14 protein-coding genes and 2 pseudogenes are annotated in these 17,747 nt (G+C 65.3%); 5 read left to right on the top strand and 11 right to left on the bottom strand.

What is annotated here, in order from left to right:
* Nucleotides 1–62 precede the first annotated feature (62 nt).
* From E3O62_RS15255 to E3O62_RS15220, 8 genes and pseudogenes are all read right to left on the bottom strand, one after another.
* Entirely contained in the window at nucleotides 63–1,784 is a 1,722-nt protein-coding gene (locus E3O62_RS15255; RefSeq protein WP_241973540.1) for an iron ABC transporter permease, read from the bottom strand.
* A 36-nt stretch (nucleotides 1,785–1,820) separates the two neighbouring features.
* Nucleotides 1,821–2,834 (bottom strand): ABC transporter ATP-binding protein, encoded by a 1,014-nt coding sequence (locus tag E3O62_RS15250; RefSeq protein ID WP_134399065.1) that lies wholly within the window; start codon nucleotides 2,832–2,834, stop codon nucleotides 1,821–1,823.
* A gap of 24 nt (nucleotides 2,835–2,858) precedes the next feature.
* Nucleotides 2,859–3,926, bottom strand: a complete 1,068-nt coding sequence (locus tag E3O62_RS15245) for an extracellular solute-binding protein (RefSeq protein WP_134399064.1) — start codon at nucleotides 3,924–3,926, stop codon at nucleotides 2,859–2,861.
* A 402-nt stretch (nucleotides 3,927–4,328) separates the two neighbouring features.
* Nucleotides 4,329–5,375 (bottom strand): annotated as a pseudogene (locus E3O62_RS15240) (NADPH:quinone reductase).
* Between the two features lie 535 nt (nucleotides 5,376–5,910).
* Nucleotides 5,911–7,437, bottom strand: a complete 1,527-nt coding sequence (locus E3O62_RS15235) for a PTS ascorbate transporter subunit IIC (protein WP_134393537.1) — start codon at nucleotides 7,435–7,437, stop codon at nucleotides 5,911–5,913.
* Nucleotides 7,438–7,479: 42 nt separating this feature from the next.
* Nucleotides 7,480–7,752: a PTS sugar transporter subunit IIB gene (locus E3O62_RS15230; protein WP_134342816.1), complete on the bottom strand. Its 273-nt coding sequence runs from the start codon at nucleotides 7,750–7,752 to the stop codon at nucleotides 7,480–7,482.
* A 64-nt stretch (nucleotides 7,753–7,816) separates the two neighbouring features.
* Nucleotides 7,817–8,275 carry a PTS sugar transporter subunit IIA gene (locus E3O62_RS15225; RefSeq protein WP_134393536.1) on the bottom strand — a complete coding sequence of 153 codons (459 nt, stop codon included), beginning with the start codon at nucleotides 8,273–8,275 and terminating at the stop codon, nucleotides 7,817–7,819.
* A gap of 197 nt (nucleotides 8,276–8,472) precedes the next feature.
* Nucleotides 8,473–9,657, bottom strand: coding sequence for an ROK family protein (locus E3O62_RS15220; RefSeq protein ID WP_134399063.1), 1,185 nt, complete (start codon nucleotides 9,655–9,657; stop codon nucleotides 8,473–8,475).
* Nucleotides 9,658–9,751: 94 nt separating this feature from the next.
* On the opposite strand from E3O62_RS15220, the gene tkt reads away from it, so the two are divergent.
* Nucleotides 9,752–11,818 (top strand): transketolase, encoded by a 2,067-nt coding sequence (tkt, locus tag E3O62_RS15215; protein ID WP_134399062.1) that lies wholly within the window; start codon nucleotides 9,752–9,754, stop codon nucleotides 11,816–11,818.
* 51 nt (nucleotides 11,819–11,869) lie between these two features.
* Nucleotides 11,870–12,244 carry a YccF domain-containing protein gene (locus E3O62_RS15210; RefSeq protein WP_134399061.1) on the top strand — a complete coding sequence of 125 codons (375 nt, stop codon included), beginning with the start codon at nucleotides 11,870–11,872 and terminating at the stop codon, nucleotides 12,242–12,244.
* A gap of 75 nt (nucleotides 12,245–12,319) precedes the next feature.
* Here E3O62_RS15210 and E3O62_RS15205 read toward each other — a convergent pair whose 3' ends face one another.
* On the bottom strand, nucleotides 12,320–13,111 hold the full coding sequence (locus tag E3O62_RS15205) for a GntR family transcriptional regulator (RefSeq protein ID WP_134393532.1): 792 nt from the start codon (nucleotides 13,109–13,111) through the stop codon (nucleotides 12,320–12,322).
* Between the two features lie 86 nt (nucleotides 13,112–13,197).
* On the opposite strand from E3O62_RS15205, the gene deoD reads away from it, so the two are divergent.
* From deoD to deoC, 3 genes are read left to right on the top strand one after another with little or no spacing between them, the layout of a single operon-like run.
* Nucleotides 13,198–13,962 (top strand): purine-nucleoside phosphorylase, encoded by a 765-nt coding sequence (gene deoD / locus E3O62_RS15200; protein WP_370448385.1) that lies wholly within the window; start codon nucleotides 13,198–13,200, stop codon nucleotides 13,960–13,962.
* Entirely contained in the window at nucleotides 13,962–15,368 is a 1,407-nt protein-coding gene (locus tag E3O62_RS15195; protein ID WP_134399060.1) for an MFS transporter, read from the top strand. The genes deoD and E3O62_RS15195 overlap by 1 nt, the downstream gene beginning before the upstream one ends.
* Nucleotides 15,369–15,377: 9 nt before the next feature.
* The gene (gene deoC, locus E3O62_RS15190) at nucleotides 15,378–16,082 is read left to right on the top strand and encodes a deoxyribose-phosphate aldolase (protein WP_134399059.1); all 705 of its coding nucleotides are present in this window, start codon (nucleotides 15,378–15,380) and stop codon (nucleotides 16,080–16,082) included.
* A gap of 190 nt (nucleotides 16,083–16,272) precedes the next feature.
* On the opposite strand, the gene E3O62_RS15185 is transcribed toward deoC, so the two are convergent.
* Both E3O62_RS15185 and E3O62_RS15180 read right to left on the bottom strand, forming a co-directional pair.
* Nucleotides 16,273–16,656 carry a PH domain-containing protein gene (locus E3O62_RS15185; protein ID WP_134399058.1) on the bottom strand — a complete coding sequence of 128 codons (384 nt, stop codon included), beginning with the start codon at nucleotides 16,654–16,656 and terminating at the stop codon, nucleotides 16,273–16,275.
* 325 nt (nucleotides 16,657–16,981) lie between these two features.
* Nucleotides 16,982–17,650 (bottom strand): annotated as a pseudogene (locus E3O62_RS15180) (zinc-binding dehydrogenase); the annotation flags it as partial.
* Nucleotides 17,651–17,747: the final 97 nt, after the last annotated feature.

The raw sequence follows: 17,747 nt of genomic DNA, 5'->3' as shown, positions 1-17,747 counted from the left end.
TGCCGCACGTGGAGCCTGACCGCTCGGGCTGATGTTCAGCCGCAGGGAGGACTCCGCCCCGACTACTTCGCCGCGACAGTGCGCGCGCGGCGCGTATGGCGCTTCGTCGACGAGCCTCCTCGCCCGTAGACCAGGTACATGGTGAACCCCATGATGATCATGAGCAGCACGGTGTAGACGAACGTGATCGACATGGAGTCGAGGTTGTTCTCCCCCTCCGTGCTCGCCTTGATCGCAACACCGAGGGGTTGGTAGAGCGGGTGATACAGGAACACCGCGGCGTCATAGTCGTCGAGCAGGCTGTTGAAATTGAGCGCCGTGATCGCAGCCGCGGTCGGGAGAACCAGCGGAACCAGCACCGTGCGAAGGGTGAACATCGACCCGGCACCGAGGATGCGGGCGGCATCCTCGAGCGACTCCGGCACCGACGCGAAAGCCGCCTTGAGCAACCGCAGGGTGAACGGGATCTTTACGATCACGTAGGCGATCAGCAGGAGACTCGTCGTTCCCGTCAGCACCTGGCCGCCGACCATCGCGTTGGGGCGGTCGAACGTCATGACGAGGGCGAGGGCGATGAGAATCGTCGGCAGGATCCAGGGGATGTGCAGCAGGTACTCCAGCGTGACGGTCAACGGGTTGCGGTGCTTCTGCAGCAACCGTGAGACGAACAGCATCCCGCCGACCACGATCACCGACGCCAGCGCGCTGTAGACGACGCTGACCACGAACGGCCGGAGCACCGCGGGCGTGCCGAAGACCGTGGCGTAATTGTCGAGCGTGAACGAATTCCAGCTGATGCTCCCCGTGACAATGGCACTCGAGTGCACGAAGGAAAACAGCACGATCAGCAGCACCGGCGTCGCGTAGACGACGAAGAGAGCGTAGGCGGCCACGTGCACGGCAGCGTTCGCCACTGGGTTCGGGATTCTCTGTTTTTGCAGCGGGGTCGCCACCTTCGCCACCGAGAAGTACACCCCCGACTTTTCGACCCGGTTCATCATTGCCAGAAGCACGATGGTCGCCAGGCCGAGGATCACGGCGAGCAGCGCGGCGAGGTCACGCGACCCGGTGCTTTTGGAGAAGGTGAGGATCATCGGGGCGATCGTTTGGAAATCGGTGCCGCCCAACACGAGCGGCGCTGTCAGTGCGCCGAGACCGGTCAGGAAGGTGAGAACTGTCACGGCGAAGATCATCGGGCGCAGGGCGGGCAACACGATTCGCCAGAGGATGCCCATGGTCGATGCGCCCATATTGCGCGCCGCCTCGATGGTCTGGTAGTCGATCTTCGCCAGCGACGATCCCAGGAAAAGCATATGGTTCGTCGTCGTGGCCAGCGTCATCACGACGACGACCGCGAAGTAACCGGAGAACCAGTTCGGGTCGATCTCGGGAAACCAGTTGCGCACGGCGTTGGTGACGAATCCGTAGCGGCCGTAGATGAAGTTGTAGCCGGCGGCGAGCACGATGCCCCCGTAGATAAGGGTGGTGGCGTAGCCGAGCCACAGCATCCGTGCGCCCCGGATCTTGAAATAGTCGGTGACGAGAACGATGAAGATGCCGACGGCATTCACCGTGACGGCCAGCGTGGCGGCCAACGCGAAGCTGTGCCAGAGGCTGTTCATCGCACGTTCGGAGCTGACCAGTTTCTCGACGGCCCGAAAGCTGAACTGACCCTCCGGGAAGAAGGTTCTGATGAGCAGGTTGGCGTTCGGGAAGACCAAAAACGTCGCCACGAACCACAGCGTCACCAGAGTGATGATGACGACGAACGGGGATCGGAACATTGAAGCCCACGACGAAGTGCGCACGGATGTTCCCCTCTAGTACTGCAGGATCGACGACGGGTCGATATACAGTCGCGCCGCAGAACCCGGTTCGAGCGCAGATCCGCCGCCCTCGGGCACCAGAGCACGAATGCTGCTGCCATGACTGTCGATTGTGTAGGTGCTGTGCGAGCCGTGGTAGGAACGGCCGGCGACAACGCCATCGAGCCGGATCGCATCCGTGTTGCCTGGGGGCGCCTGCAACGACACCTTCTCCAGGCGCAGGTACGACGTTTTCGCTGGTGCGAGACCGGTGCCACCGCGCTGGCGCAGCTGGTGCACGACGTCGCCCGAGAGCTTGTTCATCGCACCGACGAAGGTACAGACGAACTCGGTGCCGGAGCGGTTGTAGATCTCCTCCGGGGTGCCTACCTGCTCGACCACACCGTGGTTGAACACGGCGATCCGGTCGCTCATGGTGAGGGCCTCTTCCTGGTCGTGCGTGACGTACACCGTGGTGATGCCGAGTTCCCGCTGCAGGTTCTTCAGCTGTTCGCGCAGCTGCACGCGCAGCTTGGCGTCGAGATTGGAGAGGGGCTCGTCGAGCAGCAGGATGCGCGGCTTGAGCACGAGGGCCCGGGCGATGGCGACCCGCTGCTGCTGGCCACCGGAGAGTTCGGACACGTTCTTCGCGAGCTGCTCCTCGCTGAGCTCGACCTGAGCGGCGATCTCGTCGACGAGCAGCGCCGTCTCGGCCTTCCTGGTCTTTCGCACCCGCAGGCCGAACGCGATGTTCTCCCACACGCTCATGCTGGGGAACAGCGCGTAGTTCTGGAAGACCATGCCCACGCTGCGTTTTTCGCTCGGCAGCCGGGTGGCCACCTTCCCGTCGATGTAGATCTCACCCCGGGACGGTTCGATGAACCCGGCGAGCGTGCGCAGGGCCGTCGTCTTGCCGCACCCGGAGGGCCCGAGCAGGGTGAAGAACTCACCCTGCTCGATCTCGAGGGTCAGGTCCGGGATAACGATTTTCTCGCCGAAGCTCACTTCGACGTTCTCGAATCTGATCATGACTGTTCGTGCCCGGGCCGAGACTTAGGGCAGGTACTCGAGCTCGGTCTTCTCGACCCACTCGGAGATGCGTTCGCGGGTCAGCGACCAGTCGATGTCCTGCTTGGGGAGGGACTCGATCAGTTCGACGACCTCCGGAAGCGCCTCGGCGCGAGCCTTCTCATTCACCGGGTAGGACGCGAATTCGGCGGCGAACTCGCCCTGCACCTCGGCTCCGCCGAACCAGTCGATGAACTTCTCGGCCTGGTCCTGGCGCGGCGTGCCGTTGATGACCGCGATCTGCTCGGTGACGTAGGGGACACCGTCTTCCGGGCTGATCACGCCGGTCTTGGTGGCGTATTCGGCGTCGCGGCTGGTGATTCCGCTGCTCGGGAGCACGCCGTAGTCGACCTCGTCGCGGGTCAGGCGCGCATACAGGTCGGTGCCCTCGATCGCTGGTGAACCGTGCTTGTAGTAGTCCTGCACCTGCTTCCAGCCGGCATCCGAGATGCCCAGGTCGCCCTTCTCGTCGGCATAGGGCGCGAGCATGCCGGCGAGAACCAGTTGCGGGGTGGCCTGGCCGAGGCTGGTGTTCACTTCGTATCGGCCGTGGTATTCGGCGCCGTCCCACAGGTCGCTGACCTGTTTTGGGGCGTCTGCGCTCGTCACGGTGTTGGTGTCGTAGACGGTGACGATGGCCTGTTCGACGAGGGGCCAGAACGCCCCGTCCTTGGCGTCACCGGCTTTCTTGTCGACATCCCCCGACCACTCCGGCGTGTAGGCGGTGACGGCATCCTCTGCCTTCAGCGTTTCGAAGAACATATTGTTCAGGCCGAAGACGACGTCGCCCACCGGGTTATTCTTCTCGGCGACGATGCGGTTGGCGAGGTCGGCCCCGCCCAGCCCCACGATCTCGATCTTCATCCCGGCCTCGGCGGCCTTGGCGGTCACCCATTCCCCTCGCCCATCCGAATTGCTGTTCGTGTAGACGATGAGGGTTCCGGGGGATTCCCCCGACGACGCCTCGCCTGCCGTGCTGCTGCATGACGCCAACGCGACGGTGCCCAGAAGCACGGCCGCAAGAGTGGCCGCTGTGAGAATGCGCTTGTTCAATTGTGAGTCCTTTTCTGGGCCGCGAGAGGGCAGATGGCCACTCACCGACCGAATCAAGTTTTAGCAACGGTTCATTCACACTAAGTCGCAGCAAATACCGCCCCAGGCCACCTGAACGAAAGTTCGCCTTGCGTTAACTGGCTGTACTGACGCCGTTGGAAGCGACGCCGCAGTTGATGTCTTGCGCACGCAGCTGACGCAGAAATGTCCCGGGTTTTACTCGGCGCTCGTTCCCCGAAGAGTGCACACGATGGGCGCAGGTCGGCGGTTGGCCATTCAATGGGCTGAAGCTCCGGCGACACTGGGGGTGAGCGTTGGCGCGTTCGGCGGGCGCGGGCCGTCACTCCCTGCTCAGAGCGCACGGTTCACGGTTCACGGTTCACGGTTCACGGTTCACATTGCTCACGCCGCCGGAGCGAACCCCACCGCCACGTCGATCAGTACCTTCCCGACAACGCCGCTCTCGACCAGGGCATGCGCGTCCGCCGTGTGCGCGAGATCGGTGCGGTGCAGAGGCAACCCTGCCTCCTCCCCCACGCTCAGTGCGCCGTCGACGAGGGCCGCGGTGATGTCCTCGGCCGCCGCCCGAATCACGTCGGCCCCCACCGTGTAGAGCAATACGAACTGGTAGCGCACGTTGAGGCTGAAGTGCTGGCGCACGTCGAGCGTCACCTGGTCGCCGCCGTTGTTGGCATAGACCGCGATCGACCCCCGATTACGGATGACGGCCAGGTCGAGCCGCGCATTCTGGGCCGGTGCGACCTCCACGATCAGGTCCACCCCCTCCGGTGCGATCGCCCGGATCTGGGCCACGACGTCCGGGTCGGTTTAGGTGAGCACGTGCTGCGCGCCGGCGGCCGTGGCGAGCGCCGCTTTCGCCGGCCCACGCACAGTCGTGACAACGGATGCCCCCGCCCATCGGGCCAGCTGGATCGCCGCGTGCCCGACCGCACTTGCTCCGCCGGCCACGAGCACCACTTTCCCGGCTAGGGCGCCCGGGTGCAGCCGCCGCGGCCCGTCTTCGGCCACCGTCAACGCGCGGTACGCCGTGATCGCCGGCACTCCGAGGCTCGCGCCCTGGTCGAAACTCGCATTCGCGGAAAGCAAAAAGACGCGCTCCGCGGGCAGCACGGCGTACTCCTGGGCCGAGCCGCTGTTCGCGCGCTGATACGCGGCGAGCGCCAGCCACACCCGGTCGCCCACCGACACATGTTGCACCCCAGCGCCGACCGCCTCCACGATGCCGGCGCCGTCCTGGCCCGGCACCACGTCGTCGAACGCCAGCGCCTGGCCCGGCGCCGAGCCGCGGCGCGACTTCCATTCGGTGGGGTTCACGCCGCTGACCACGATCCGCACCCGCACCTCGCCGACTCCGGGTTCGGTCACCGGTCGATCGACGAGCTGGAGCACAGACGGGTCGCCGGTCTGGCTGTACACAATGGACTTCACGTCAGGGATAACGCGGGCGGGGGTGGAAAGATTCTCGCCTTGCCCTCATCTCGGGCTTCGGCCCCACGACGCGCACCAGTGCGGCATCACCGATCGCGCAGGCATACCGAAAATCGCACGAAACCGCCTTCCTCACCGCGACTTCGCAGCCGCCCCGCGCCCAAGCTCGGAGCATGTCCACTCCCTTAGACGACCCCAACTTCCGAAGCGCATTCGGCGCAGCCGGCATGGTCCACCGGCCAGGCATGGCCAATGACCTTCTTTAGGAGATGGCACCGTTCTTGGCGGAAGATGGCATAGATGTCAATGATCCGTCGAGTTTCGACATCGCTGCCCTGAACGCGGCACTCGCACGCACGGTTGAGCGAACAAACCTGGAACGATTCACGCCGATCGGCGTGACCAGGTCGAATACGTTGACCGTGCTCCCAGCCGGTACAGGTGTCAGAACCCAGCCCCGAAGCACTCCGAACAGGAACAGAGGGCGACCCCGCACCGCGGGGCCGCCCTCTGGCGAAACGTCGAGCCGGTGAACCTAACCGGCCTCGGCCGCCGCTTCCTTTTCCGCCTTGCGACGAGCCTTCTCGGCGTCGAGAACGGCCTTCTCGGCCGCCTTCTCTTCGGCGATCCAGACGTCACGCTTGGCCCCGGGCACCCAGCCCTTGTCCACAACGTGGATCTGGTAGACGATCGCGACGCTGACGAGCACCACGGCGATGAGGATCGCAAGGACGACCCCGAGTCCGCCGCCCACACCGACGCTGACACCCACGAGGGTGCCGAACCAACCGAAGTCGGCGTCGCCGAAGGTGCTGTTGGCGAAGCCGAAGTCGCCGAGGACCAGCAGCAGGATGGCGGGCAGGATGGTGATGATCACGCCGTTGACGAAGCCACCGAGCATGGCACCGAGGCGTCCGCCGGTTGCGTTGCCGTAGACACCGGCTCCACCACCGGTGAAGAAGTGCGGCACCATGCCGGGGAGGATCAGTGCGAGCCCGAACATCGGGTTCAGCCAGATTGCCAGCACACCTAGCGCAAGGAGGCCACCGGCGAACGAGCTCAGGAAGCCGATGAGCACGGCGTTGGCGCCGAACGGGAACACGATCGGGATGTCGAGCGCGGGACGCGCACCGGGCACAACCTTTTCGGCGATCCCCTGGAACGCGGGGACCAGCTCGCCGAGCACGGTGCGCACACCGTAGAGGATGACCGCGACACCCACACCGAACTGCAGGGCCTGGGCAAAGGCCGCCATGATGAACGCGCCGGCGTCGGCGGAGCCGAAGATGTCCAGCGCCTCCTGCAGCGGCAGGGCGATGAGGCCCCAGATGGCGAAGACCATGTAGATGAGAACCATCGACAGTGAGGTGGCGACCATCGAGTCGCGCAGGAATTTGAGGCCCTGCGGGAACTTGATCTCTTCGGTCGACTTGCTGCGGTGACCGACGGCCTGGCCGGCGGCACCGGCAGCGATGTAGCCGAGGGTGCCGAAGTGGCCGATCGCGATGGTGTCGTTGCCGGTGATCTTCTTGGTCCAGGGGTGCGCGAACGCGGGCATGACCACCATGATCACACCGAGCAGCAGAGCGCCGATGACGACCACGAGCCAGCCGGCGCCGTCTCCGAATCCGACGGAGAGCACCACGGTGAGCATCGTGGCCATGAAGACCATGTGGTGCCCGGTGAGGAAGACGTACTTCAGCGGGGTGAAGCGGGCCAGGGCGAGCATCACGAGGAACCCGAGGGTGAGCACGTAGGCGCTCTGGGCGCCGAACTCATCCTGCGCTATGGCGGTGATGACCTCGTTGGTGGGAATAACGCCCTGGGCGCCGGTGACCGCCAGGATCAGTTTGCCCAGCGGGTCAAGGGAGCCCACCACAACGCCGGCGCCGGCGCCGAGGATCAGGAAGCCGAGCGCCGCTTTGAGTGCGCCGCCGATCACCTGCCCGGCGTTGCGTTTCAGCGCCATCAGGCCGATGGCGGTGATAATGCCGATCAGGTAGGCCGGCACATTGAGAATCTGTTGTCCGATGAAGTTCAGTACGACGACGAGCCACTCCATTGTGGGAGCTCCATATTCTGTGAGAAGGGAAGGTGAAAGGGGTTACTCGACTGCGGCGGTGAGCTTCTCGGTGATCTCCTCGAGATCGAAGAAATTGTTGATGACGATGACCTCGGCGGGAACATCGCCGAGTTCTTCGGCCAGCTCCGCCGAGGTGAGCACGATCTCGGCCGTCTGAGCGGCGCCGCGAGCCACGCCCATGTCGGCGGCCTCGACATCCGCATCGATCCCGAGCTTGGCGAGAACCTTCTCGGCGTTCATTTTCAGCAGCACTGAGGTTCCAATGCCCATTCCACAGACGGCGACGATCTTCATGGGGTGCCTTTCGATTGGGTGAGAGAAGAGTGAAGAAGAGTGGGGTGGATGCGTGTGCCGCGCTTTACGCGACCGAGGAGAGCCCGCGGAGCACGGCGCGAACGTCGTCGGGGCTGGTGGCCGCGGTGAGGCGCTCCATGGCCGAGCTGTCGGAGAGAACACCGGCGAGTGCACGCATCACGGTGAGGTGAGCGTCGTGGTCGACGGCGGCGAGCCCGATCACGAGGTTGACGGGGTCGTTGGCCTTGTTGCCGAATTCGACGGGGGTGGCCAGGCTCACCCAGCTGAGTCCGCCGGTGAGAACCGCCGACGACGGCCGTGAGTGCGCCAGGGCGATGCCCGGGGCGATGACGATGTAGGGGCCGTGCTTTTCGACCGCGTCGATCATCTCGTCGGTGTAGGCATCCGTGGTTGCTCCACCCCACACGAGGCCGTCGCCGGCGAGACGGATCGCGGCGCGCCAGTCGGCTGCATCCGCCTGGGTCACGATGGACGACAGTGATTCGGCGAGGTTGAATGCCACGAATTAACTCCGTTGTTTGGATTCGATCCACCCCCTGACTGCGAGGGCGATTGGGATGACTGTACAAGCCTAAGCGACCTTTTGTCTACAAATGTACCAAAGTTTTTGAAATTGACTATCTAGCGTCGCCAAATGGCGTCGTGGGCAACGAATGGCGGGCGCGGGAAGTGTGGAAACTGCCAGGACTCCAGCGCGAGTTAGATCGACGGGACGGGCAGGGAGAGAGCGGGCAGGCCGCCACGAGTGAGCCGGCTGATGCGGTCGGGTTCAAAGAGTGCGTCCTGGGCGATGAGCGAGGCTCCCGTGATGCCGGCGATGTGGCCGAGACGAGATTTCTCCACCACAAGCCCCTGTAGAGCGAAATCCCGGGCGCCGGCGAAGATAGCGTCGCGGATGGCGCCGAGGAACGGCTCGCCGGCCTGGGCAAGGTTGCCGCCGACCACCACGGCCTGCGGGTTGAGCAGACCGACCACGTGCACCAGGCTCTGCCCGATGGCGGTGCCGGTCTCGTTGAGCAGCCGCAGCGCCTCGGGGTCGCCCTGGTTGGCGAGGCCGACGATGTCGTTGCTGGTGCGCACCCGGTAGCCTTGGCGCTGCAGTTCGCGGCGGATCACCGCACCGCTGGCGCTCGTTTCGAGCCGTTCGGTGCGAGCTCCGCCGGTGCGCACCGGGCTGAGATCGCCTGCGCCTCCTCGGGAGCCGTGGTAGATCGAGCCGTCGAGCACAAACGCCAGACCGACCCCGATGCCGGCTTTGAGCACCGCGACGTCTCGGTATTCGCTCCAGCCCCGCCGCGCCTCGGCGAGCGCCATGATGTTCACGTCTCGGTCCACGGCGAATACGGCATTGTCGAAGCGGCCGGCGAAATAGTCCTTCACCAAGACGCCGTCCCACTGCGCGTCCACCTGCCCGGTGGCGAGCCGCCCGGTCACGAAATCGACCGGTCCGGGCACACCCACGCCGATCCCCACCACGTCGGCGCGGGTCTTGCCGAGCCGATCGAGCATGTGGTCGAAGACCTGGCCGGCCCATTCGAAGATCTCGGCCGGCCCCTCGCTCAGTCCGATGTCGGCTTCATCCTCACTGAGGATGGTGGACACCAGGTCGGTGATGGCCAGCCGGGTGTGCGATCCACCGATGTCCACGGCAAGCAACAGGCCGGCGTGCGGATTGACCGCGAACTCCTCGGGTGGGCGGCCGCCGCGGGAATCGAGTTGCCCCACACTCACCACGATCGACGCGAGCAACAGTTCGTCCAGGCGCCGCGCCAGGGTGATCCGCGACCAGCCGAGCTGGTCGATGAGGTCGCTGCGGGTGGTGGCGAGGCCGGATCGGATCAGGCCGAGCACCACGCCCGAGCCCGTGGATAGAGTGTGCGCCATCGTATTCATACCCCTCCGACGCATCCGTAGGCGCGCTACACACCCGACGGATCCGTTATTGACTTACGTACATTTGTATACCAAAGTATCTCGCATGGCTACCGAAATCCCGAATCCCTCGTCAACGATGACGCATACCGAACTCGACGCTCGCGCCGTCGCGAGCGCCCAGGCCCTGGCCGCCCACATAGTGCAGGCAAAAGGTCACGGACACGGCGGCACCGCCATGGCATTGGCGCCATTGTCCCATGTGTTGTTCTCCCGAGTTCTGCGCCACTCCCCCGCCCATCCCGACTGGCCCGCCCGAGACCGATTCGTTCTTTCGGCCGGTCACGCCAGTCTTCTGCTCTACACCCAGCTGTTCTTCACCGGCTACGGCCTCACCCTCGACGACCTCGCCAAGAGCCGCACCCTCGGCTCGAAGACACCGGGGCACCCCGAGGTGCACCACACCGTGGGCGTGGAGATGAGCACCGGGCCGCTCGGTCAGGGCGTCGCCTCGGCCGTGGGCATGGCCATGGCCGCCCGGCACGAGAGCGCCGTGTTCACCCCCGGCTCCACCCTGCTCGACCACAGCGTGTGGGTACTGGCGGGCGACGGATGCCTACAGGAGGGTGTCTCCGGTGAGGCGTCGAGCCTGGCCGGCACGCTCGGCCTCGACAACCTGGTGCTGATCTGGGACGACAACGGCATCACCATCGACTCCAGCACCGCCGACACCTTCACGGAAGACGTGCGCGCCCGGTACCGGGCCTACGGATGGCGGGTGCTCGAGATCGACACCCCGAACGACCTTGACGCTCTGGAACACACCCTCCGCGCCGCAGCGGAACGCACCGGCCGCCCCACCCTCGTGGCTCTCCGCACGGTCATCGGCACCCCCTCCGCGAAGTTCGGTGGCTCGTCGGCTGCGCACTCGGGCGGCTTCGGCGCCGACGAACTCGCCGCGGTGAAGACAACACTGGGCTTCGCACCCGACGCTCCCCTCGAAGACCTCGTCGACCCCGAGACCCTCGAGCACACCCGAGGTGCGCGCGCCCGCGGCGAGCAACTACACAGCAGCTGGGAGGCCGACCTCACCACCTGGAGCACCGGCGACCCCGAGGCGGCGGCGCGCTGGACCGCCTTCCGCGGCGGCGAGTTCGACAGCTCCGCCCTCGACACCGTGAACGTCGGCAGCGCCGGCGACACCATCGCCACCCGCAAGACCAACGGCGCCGTGCTCCGCGCGCTGCAGGGCTCAGTCCCGCTGTGGGGCGGCTCCGCCGACCTCGCCGGTTCCACCACCGTGGAGGTCGACGGCGACCGCTTCTCCGCCGCGAACCCTGCCGGCGAGTTCATCCGGTTCGGCATCCGCGAGCACGCCATGGCCGCCATCCTCAACGGCATCGCCCTGCAAGGGCCGTGGCGCCCGTTCGCCTCCACCTACCTGGTGTTCAGCGACTACATGCGGCCGAGCATCCGTCTCGGCGCACTAATGGGACTCGGCGCGGTGTACGTGTACACCCACGACTCGGTCGCCGTCGGCGAAGACGGCCCCACCCACCAGCCGGTCGAGCAGATCGCGTCACTCCGCACCGTTCCGGGGCTCGACGTGGTGCGCCCCGCCGACTCCGTCGAGGTCGTCGCCGCCTGGCGTCGTATTCTCGCCTCCCCCGACCGGCCGGTCGCCCTCGTCCTCAGCCGGCAGGACCTGCCCGTGCTCGAGAGCCACGACACCACCCCCGCGGGGGTCACGGCCGGCGGTTACGTGCGCTGGCAGCACGGCGATGGGAACCACCTGGCCATCCTCGCCACCGGCAGTGAAGTCCACCTCGCGATCAAAGCCGCCGCACGCTTGGCTGAGGATGGCATCTGCGCCCGGGTCGTGTCCATGCCCTGTGTCGAGTGGTTCGCGGAGCAAAGTACCGACTACCGCGAGGTCGTGCTGCCGGAGGCCCTGCGTGCCCGGGTCGCCGTCGAGGCCGGCCGCGGCGATGCCTGGTACCGCTGGGTGGGCCTCGACGGGCGCGTGGTGTCGATCGAGGAGTTCGGCGAGTCGGGCAGCGGCCCTCAGGTTCTGCGGCGCCGCGGCATCCACCTCGACGCTGTCATCGCGGCAGCGCACGCCACCCTCGCCGCCACCCGGCTCAGGGAATCGGCAGGATCACGCGCTCGGTGAGCCACACCGTCGGCCCGGCGACCCGGCCACCAGGGAGAGAATGGAATCACTATGACAATTATCCTCAACGTCATCTGGCTCGTGTTCTCGGGCTTCTGGCTGTTCCTCGGCTACATGCTGGCGGCGCTGATCATGTTCGTGCTGATCATCACCATCCCCTGGGGCATCGCAGCGGCCCGGATCGGCGTCTACGCGCTCTGGCCGTTCGGCAAGACCGTGGTCGACAAGCCGAACGCGGGCGTCGGGTCCTTCCTCGGCAACGTCGTGTGGGTGATTCTGGCCGGCTTCTGGATCGCCCTTGGGCACCTCTTCTCGGGCATCGCGCTCTGCTTCACGATCATCGGCATCCCGTTCGGGATCGCCAACTTCAAGCTGATTCCAGTGGCGCTGATGCCGCTCGGCAAGCAGATCGTCGACATTCGATAAGGGTTCACCGTTGCGCGATAGAGACCGCAGCTTTGCGCATCGCCCGCGACTAAGCCCAGTCGCCGAAAAGCACCCCTAGTTCGGGTTGTGTTGCCTTACCGACAGTGACCCGTGCCCGGGCGCGACGACACATTTTGCGGCGTAGATCGGAACTCCGCCGTGCTCCGCTGTCTGGGTCAGAACGAGGACCGCCGCTGCCGGCTCTATGTTCAGCAGTTTCCCTCGCGTGGGGCCAGCGTCGGTTGCGACGATCTGGCACACGCTGTTTGTGAAGACGTGGCCGTTGGCCTGCATGGATGCGAGGAGTGTCCGTGGTTCGGCGGCGATCTCCGAGAGTTCGGATGCGATTCGCGCGCTCACATCACTGAGGTAGCGCCCAGCGGGGAGATGCTCTTGAACAGTGGCAACGGGAACGCCATCCTGCAGCAAGACGCTCTCGCGGATCCAGGCGTTGGCAGCCGGGTCGAGCGAGAGTCGGTGGGACACGAAGTCTGTAACCCCTTCCAACTCGAAGCGCACCGGCTGGACAGTCAACGTCATGTTCGGGTCGGCTAAGGCGATCTCAAATGGCCGCAGCTGCTCCAGTCCGCCGTGCGGGATGAAGTCCGTCACGAATCGTCCAACTCCGCGACGGGTGACGAGTAACCCGTCTTCTTCGAGGAGCATCAGCGCCTCGCGTACGGGTGTGCGGCTGACGCCGAGCATTGCCGAGAGCTCTGTTTCCCTCGGCAGCATTTCGCCGAGCCGGAACACACCAGAGCGGATTCCATCTGCGAGCCGCGTGTAGACGGCGACTCGAATCGGCTGGCCGACCGTGAGGTAGAGCTGCTGGTGAAAGAACGGGTGCGGTTCCAAACGGGTCGCCACGAGGCCTCCTTGTCACCCCGAACGTATCACATTTGATATGCTACCTGAGAGGTATAACTTCATACTATGCAGACGAAGGGGTCAATATGAGTTCAACCACCACGAGGGTCGGATCACCGTTAACGATGAAGGGTCTGTATCCCCCCACGAGCAGCACGCCGCACATTGATCCGAAAGGGGTGGACATCGCCGAGACGATCCTCCTTCCGGGGGACCCGCTGCGAGCAAAATTCATCGCCGAGACCTACTTCGACGACATCCGGTGCTTCAACGAGGTTCGCAACATGTTGGGCTTTACGGGCACTTACCGGGGGCGTCCCGTGTCCGTGATGGGCACGGGTATGGGCATCCCCTCCATCTCGCTCTATAGCTATGAGCTGATCCACTTTTTCGGGGTCAAGAACCTGATCCGGGTGGGCAGCTGCGGCGCCATGCAGAAGAACATGGAGCTCTACGACGTAGTTATCGCCCAGGGCGCGTCGACCGACTCCAACTACCTGCACCAGTTCAACCTGCCCGGTTCATGGGCGCCGCTGTCGTCGTACAGGCTGCTCGAGCACGCCAAACGGATCGCCGACGAGCGCGGTCAACGCACCCACGTGGGCAATGTGCTCTCGTCCGACCTGTTCTACGGCGCCGATCCGGACGCCATGGGGAAGTGGATGAAGATGGGCATCCTGGCCGCCGAGATGGAGTCGGCAGGGCTGTTCGCCAACGCCGCGGCCGGGGGCGTCGATGCGCTTGGCATCTTCACTGTTAGCGACCAGCTCGTCACCAACGCCAAGACCACCCCCGAGGAACGGCAGACCGCCTTCACCGGAATGATCGAGATCGCGCTGGAACTGATCTGATGAGCAACGCGAGTCACGCCAAGCGTCCAACCCCGGCCTTCACACCGACCCGGGCCGTTCCTATCCTGCTGTTCCTCTTCGTGTTTTCGCTGGTGCTGGACAACGGCTTCAAGTTCATGTCGCCGGCGCTGGCGCAGGACCTCAACCTGCCCGTCAACACCGTCAGCCTGCAAGCCACGCTGACCGGCATCCTGATCGGTATCGGTGCCGTAGTTTACGCCGCGCTGGCCGACTCGATCAGTATCCGGAAACTCATCATTTTCGCGATCCTCGTGATGACGATCGGGTCGATCGTCGGCTTCATCTTCCAGGCCAACTTCTGGCTGGTCCTGGTCGGCCGGCTGATCCAGACCGCCGGCTTGGCGGCCGCCGAGACCCTCTACGTGATCTACGTCACCAAGCATTTCAGGGGCGACGAGCAGAAGAAGTACCTGGGCTTCAGCACCGCAGCCTTCCAACTGTCGCTACTGATCGGCACCGTCGGCAGCGGCTTCATCGCCACCTACATCGGCTGGGCGGCCTTCTTCCTGGTCACGTTGCTTTCCCTGCTGACCATCCCGCTCGTGCTCCGCACGGTTGCTGCGGAGGAAACGAACGACAGCCACGTGGACGTGCTCGGGCTTTTCCTGATCGCGGTGTTCGCCACCGGCATCATCCTGTTCATGCAGAACTTCAACCCGTGGTACCTGGTGCCAGTCATCGCGGGGCTGATCCTGTTCATCTGGCACATCCGAACCAACGACAACGCCGTGATCACCATCGCGTTCTTCGCCAACGCACAATACTCGCTGATGATCAGCGTGGTATTCGTCATCTACTCGGTCCAGCTCGGCTACACGTTCCTCTTCCCATTCCTGGTATCCGACATCTACGGCTACAACCTGGGTGAGGTCTCCCTGCTGCTGATCCCCGGCTACATCGCCGCCGTGATCGTCGGCTCGGCCACCGGCAAAATCGCCCGGTTCCTCACCTCCAAGCAGGCCATCACCACGGCGTTGATCGTGATCACCGCCTCGATGCTGATCCCGGCTCTGGTGGTGGACAAGTGGATCGGGATCTTCGTGATCTCGATGGTCTTGTTCGGCATGGGCTTCGCGTTGATGTACGGCCCACTCGTATCGACCGCCATTGGGCGGGTGCCGGTCGAGAAATCCGGTATCGCCATCGGCTTCTACAACCTCACCATCAACATGGCAGTGCCGATCGGCATCGCCTACACCGCAACCCTGATGGACCTGAAGCCCAACCTGCTCGGGGGCATCACCGGCACCGACCAGGCAGCCTCTTACGGAACGGTGTTGCTGATTCTCGCGGCGGTCGCCGCCCTCGGACTGGTGCTCTACCGCGCCTTCATCGTGGTCCTGGAGCGCCAAGGCGAACCCGCACCCGAACCCGTAACCAACTAAGGACACACCATGATTTCGACCTCCACCCTCTCCCTCAGCTCCGCGATCGTCGCCCAGCACATCGACCACACCCTCCTCAAGCCCGAGGCCACCGCAGCAGACGTGACCGCACTCATCGCCGAGGCCATCAGGCTCGGCACCTACTCGATCTGTGTCTCCCCGTCGATGCTGCCGCTCTGCATCCCCGCCGGCTCCGACCTCAAGGTCGCGGTCGTCTGCGGCTTCCCCAGCGGCAAGCACCACAGCGCTATCAAGGCCGCCGAGGCCGCCCTCGCCATCGAGCAGGGCGCGGACGAGGTCGACATGGTCATCGACATCGGTGCCGTCAAGGCCGGCCGGTTCGCGGACGTGCAGGCCGATATCGCGGCCGTTCGTGTAGGCGTCCCCGCACCGAAGGTGCTCAAGGTGATCATCGAATCCGCCGCGCTGACCGACGCCGAGATCGTCGGCGCGTGCCAGGCATCCGTCGCCGCGGGGGCCGACTTCGTCAAGACCTCGACCGGTTTTCACCCCGCCGGCGGGGCGACCGTGCACGCCGTTCGCCTGATGAAGCAGACCGTGGGCGACCGGGCCGAAGTCAAGGCCTCGGGCGGTGTGCGAACCTTTAACGATGCCCTGGCCATGATCGAGGCCGGCGCGACCCGCCTCGGTGTCTCCGGCAGTGCGGCACTGCTCTCCGGCGCTACTCCCGCCGGAGCGGCCGGCAGCTACTGAGCATCGGCTGGGCTCGCACAGTGCATCGTGTGCGAGCCCAGTTCGCAAGTTCCTATTGACCCGCCGAGACGTCGATCAGCACCTTCCCCACAACGCCGCTCTCGACCAGGGCATGGGCATTCGCCGTGTGCGCGAGGTCGGTGCGGCGCAGCGGAGCCCCCCCGGGGGCAGCACCTAAGGCGCCTGGCAGTTACACGACCGCAAGCTCAGCGCCCAGTACGGCGTGGGTGATGAGGCGGTCAAGTGCTCGCACATCGACGGCTTTGCCGACCTTGATCTTGATGTGCCCGGCGCGCGTCCACAGCTCAATTTCGCCGTTGATGTCAAGCGAGCCGGCATTCTCCGACGACCACATGTTGACGCTCGAGTACGGCAACGAGTACATCTCGACCTTCTTGCCTGTGATTCCCTGGGCGTCCCGCACGATGAGTCGCTTGGTGGTGAAGACCGCGCTGTCACGGAACGTTTTGTAGGCTGCGACCGCCCTCTCGCCCGGAACCAGCATGGGTTCCACATCGGCCGGGATCGGAACCTCAGAAACGAAAGTCCAGGTCGTGATGGCAGCGGCTTCCATGGGGCTCCTTTGAGTCAGGGTTAACCGCATGAAACGTACGCGGAACCGCCACTCTATTGCGCGCCGGGCGCGTGCTTGGCAAGCGGCATGCCCCCATAGTGGGGCGCTGAGTGCGCGCAAACCCAACCCTCACGACCCCGCGGAAAATAGGCCTGCTCCTTGCGGCCGCGTGCCAGCTGGCGCGACCGGCCGCCATGTCAAACACGAGCCAAAGTCGACGAGGTTGTCCTGGGCCATGTCGGGGATACGTCGCCGAAACCCAGGTGTCGGCCCGTCACCCGTGGACCTGAATCTATCCCGTGGGATCGCGTGGGTGCGGGCTCTCCTACCGGCCCGCCGACACGTCGATCAGCACCTTCCCGACGACTCCGCTCTCGACCAGGGCATGGGCATCCGCCGTGTGCGCGAGGTCGGTGCGGTGCAGCGGCAGCCCAGCCTCCTCCCCCACACTCAGCGCGCCGTCGACGAGGGCCGAGTTGATGTCCTCGGCCGCCGCCCGAATCACGTCGGCGCCCACCGTGTAGAGCAGCACGAACTGGTAGCGCACGTTGAGGCTGAAGTGCTGGCGCACGTCGAGCGTCACCTGGTCACCGCCGTTGTTGGCGTAGACCGCGATCGACCCCCGATTACGGATGACGGCCAAGTCGAGCTTCGCATTCTGAGCCGGTGCGACCTCCACGATCAGGTCCACCCCTTCCGGCGCGATCGCCCGAATCTGGGCGACGACGTCCGGGTCGGTGTAGGTGAGCACGTGCTGTGCGCCGGCGGCCGTGGCCAGCGCCGCTTTCGCCGGTCCGCTCACGGTCGTGACAACGGATGCCCCCGCCCACCGGGCCAGCTGGATCGCCGCGTGCCCGACCGCACCTGCCCCGCCGGCCACCAGCACGACCTTCCCGGCCAGGGCGCCCGGGTGCAGCCGCCGCGGTCCGTCTTCGGCCACCGTCAGCGCGCGGTACGCCGTGATCGCCGGCACCCCGAGGCTCGCGCCCTGGTTGAGTATTAGCGCTCCTGGGGGCCACCGATATTGACGTTGGGGGCCACCGGTCGATGTGGCCGGTATCGTGTTTGGGGGCCACCGAATATTGCTGTTG

It is taken from the genome of Cryobacterium sp. TMT2-15-1 (assembly GCF_004402345.1).
Classification (GTDB): Bacteria; Actinomycetota; Actinomycetes; order Actinomycetales; family Microbacteriaceae; genus Cryobacterium; species Cryobacterium sandaracinum.
This window is presented reverse-complemented; position numbering and strand designations above follow the sequence as displayed.

Coding starts and splice junctions, on each gene's coding strand:
- E3O62_RS15250 (WP_134399065.1), bottom strand. CDS start 2,834: ATGATCAGATTCGAGAACGTCGAAGTGAGCTTCGGCGAGAAAATCGTT.
- E3O62_RS15210 (WP_134399061.1), top strand. CDS start 11,870: ATGACAATTATCCTCAACGTCATCTGGCTCGTGTTCTCGGGCTTCTGG.
- E3O62_RS15220 (WP_134399063.1), bottom strand. CDS start 9,657: ATGGCGCACACTCTATCCACGGGCTCGGGCGTGGTGCTCGGCCTGATC.
- deoC (WP_134399059.1), top strand. CDS start 15,378: ATGATTTCGACCTCCACCCTCTCCCTCAGCTCCGCGATCGTCGCCCAG.
- E3O62_RS15255 (WP_241973540.1), bottom strand. CDS start 1,784: ATGTTCCGATCCCCGTTCGTCGTCATCATCACTCTGGTGACGCTGTGG.
- deoD (WP_370448385.1), top strand. CDS start 13,198: ATGAGTTCAACCACCACGAGGGTCGGATCACCGTTAACGATGAAGGGT.
- E3O62_RS15235 (WP_134393537.1), bottom strand. CDS start 7,437: ATGGAGTGGCTCGTCGTCGTACTGAACTTCATCGGACAACAGATTCTC.
- E3O62_RS15195 (WP_134399060.1), top strand. CDS start 13,962: ATGAGCAACGCGAGTCACGCCAAGCGTCCAACCCCGGCCTTCACACCG.
- E3O62_RS15230 (WP_134342816.1), bottom strand. CDS start 7,752: ATGAAGATCGTCGCCGTCTGTGGAATGGGCATTGGAACCTCAGTGCTG.
- tkt (WP_134399062.1), top strand. CDS start 9,752: ATGGCTACCGAAATCCCGAATCCCTCGTCAACGATGACGCATACCGAA.
- E3O62_RS15185 (WP_134399058.1), bottom strand. CDS start 16,656: ATGGAAGCCGCTGCCATCACGACCTGGACTTTCGTTTCTGAGGTTCCG.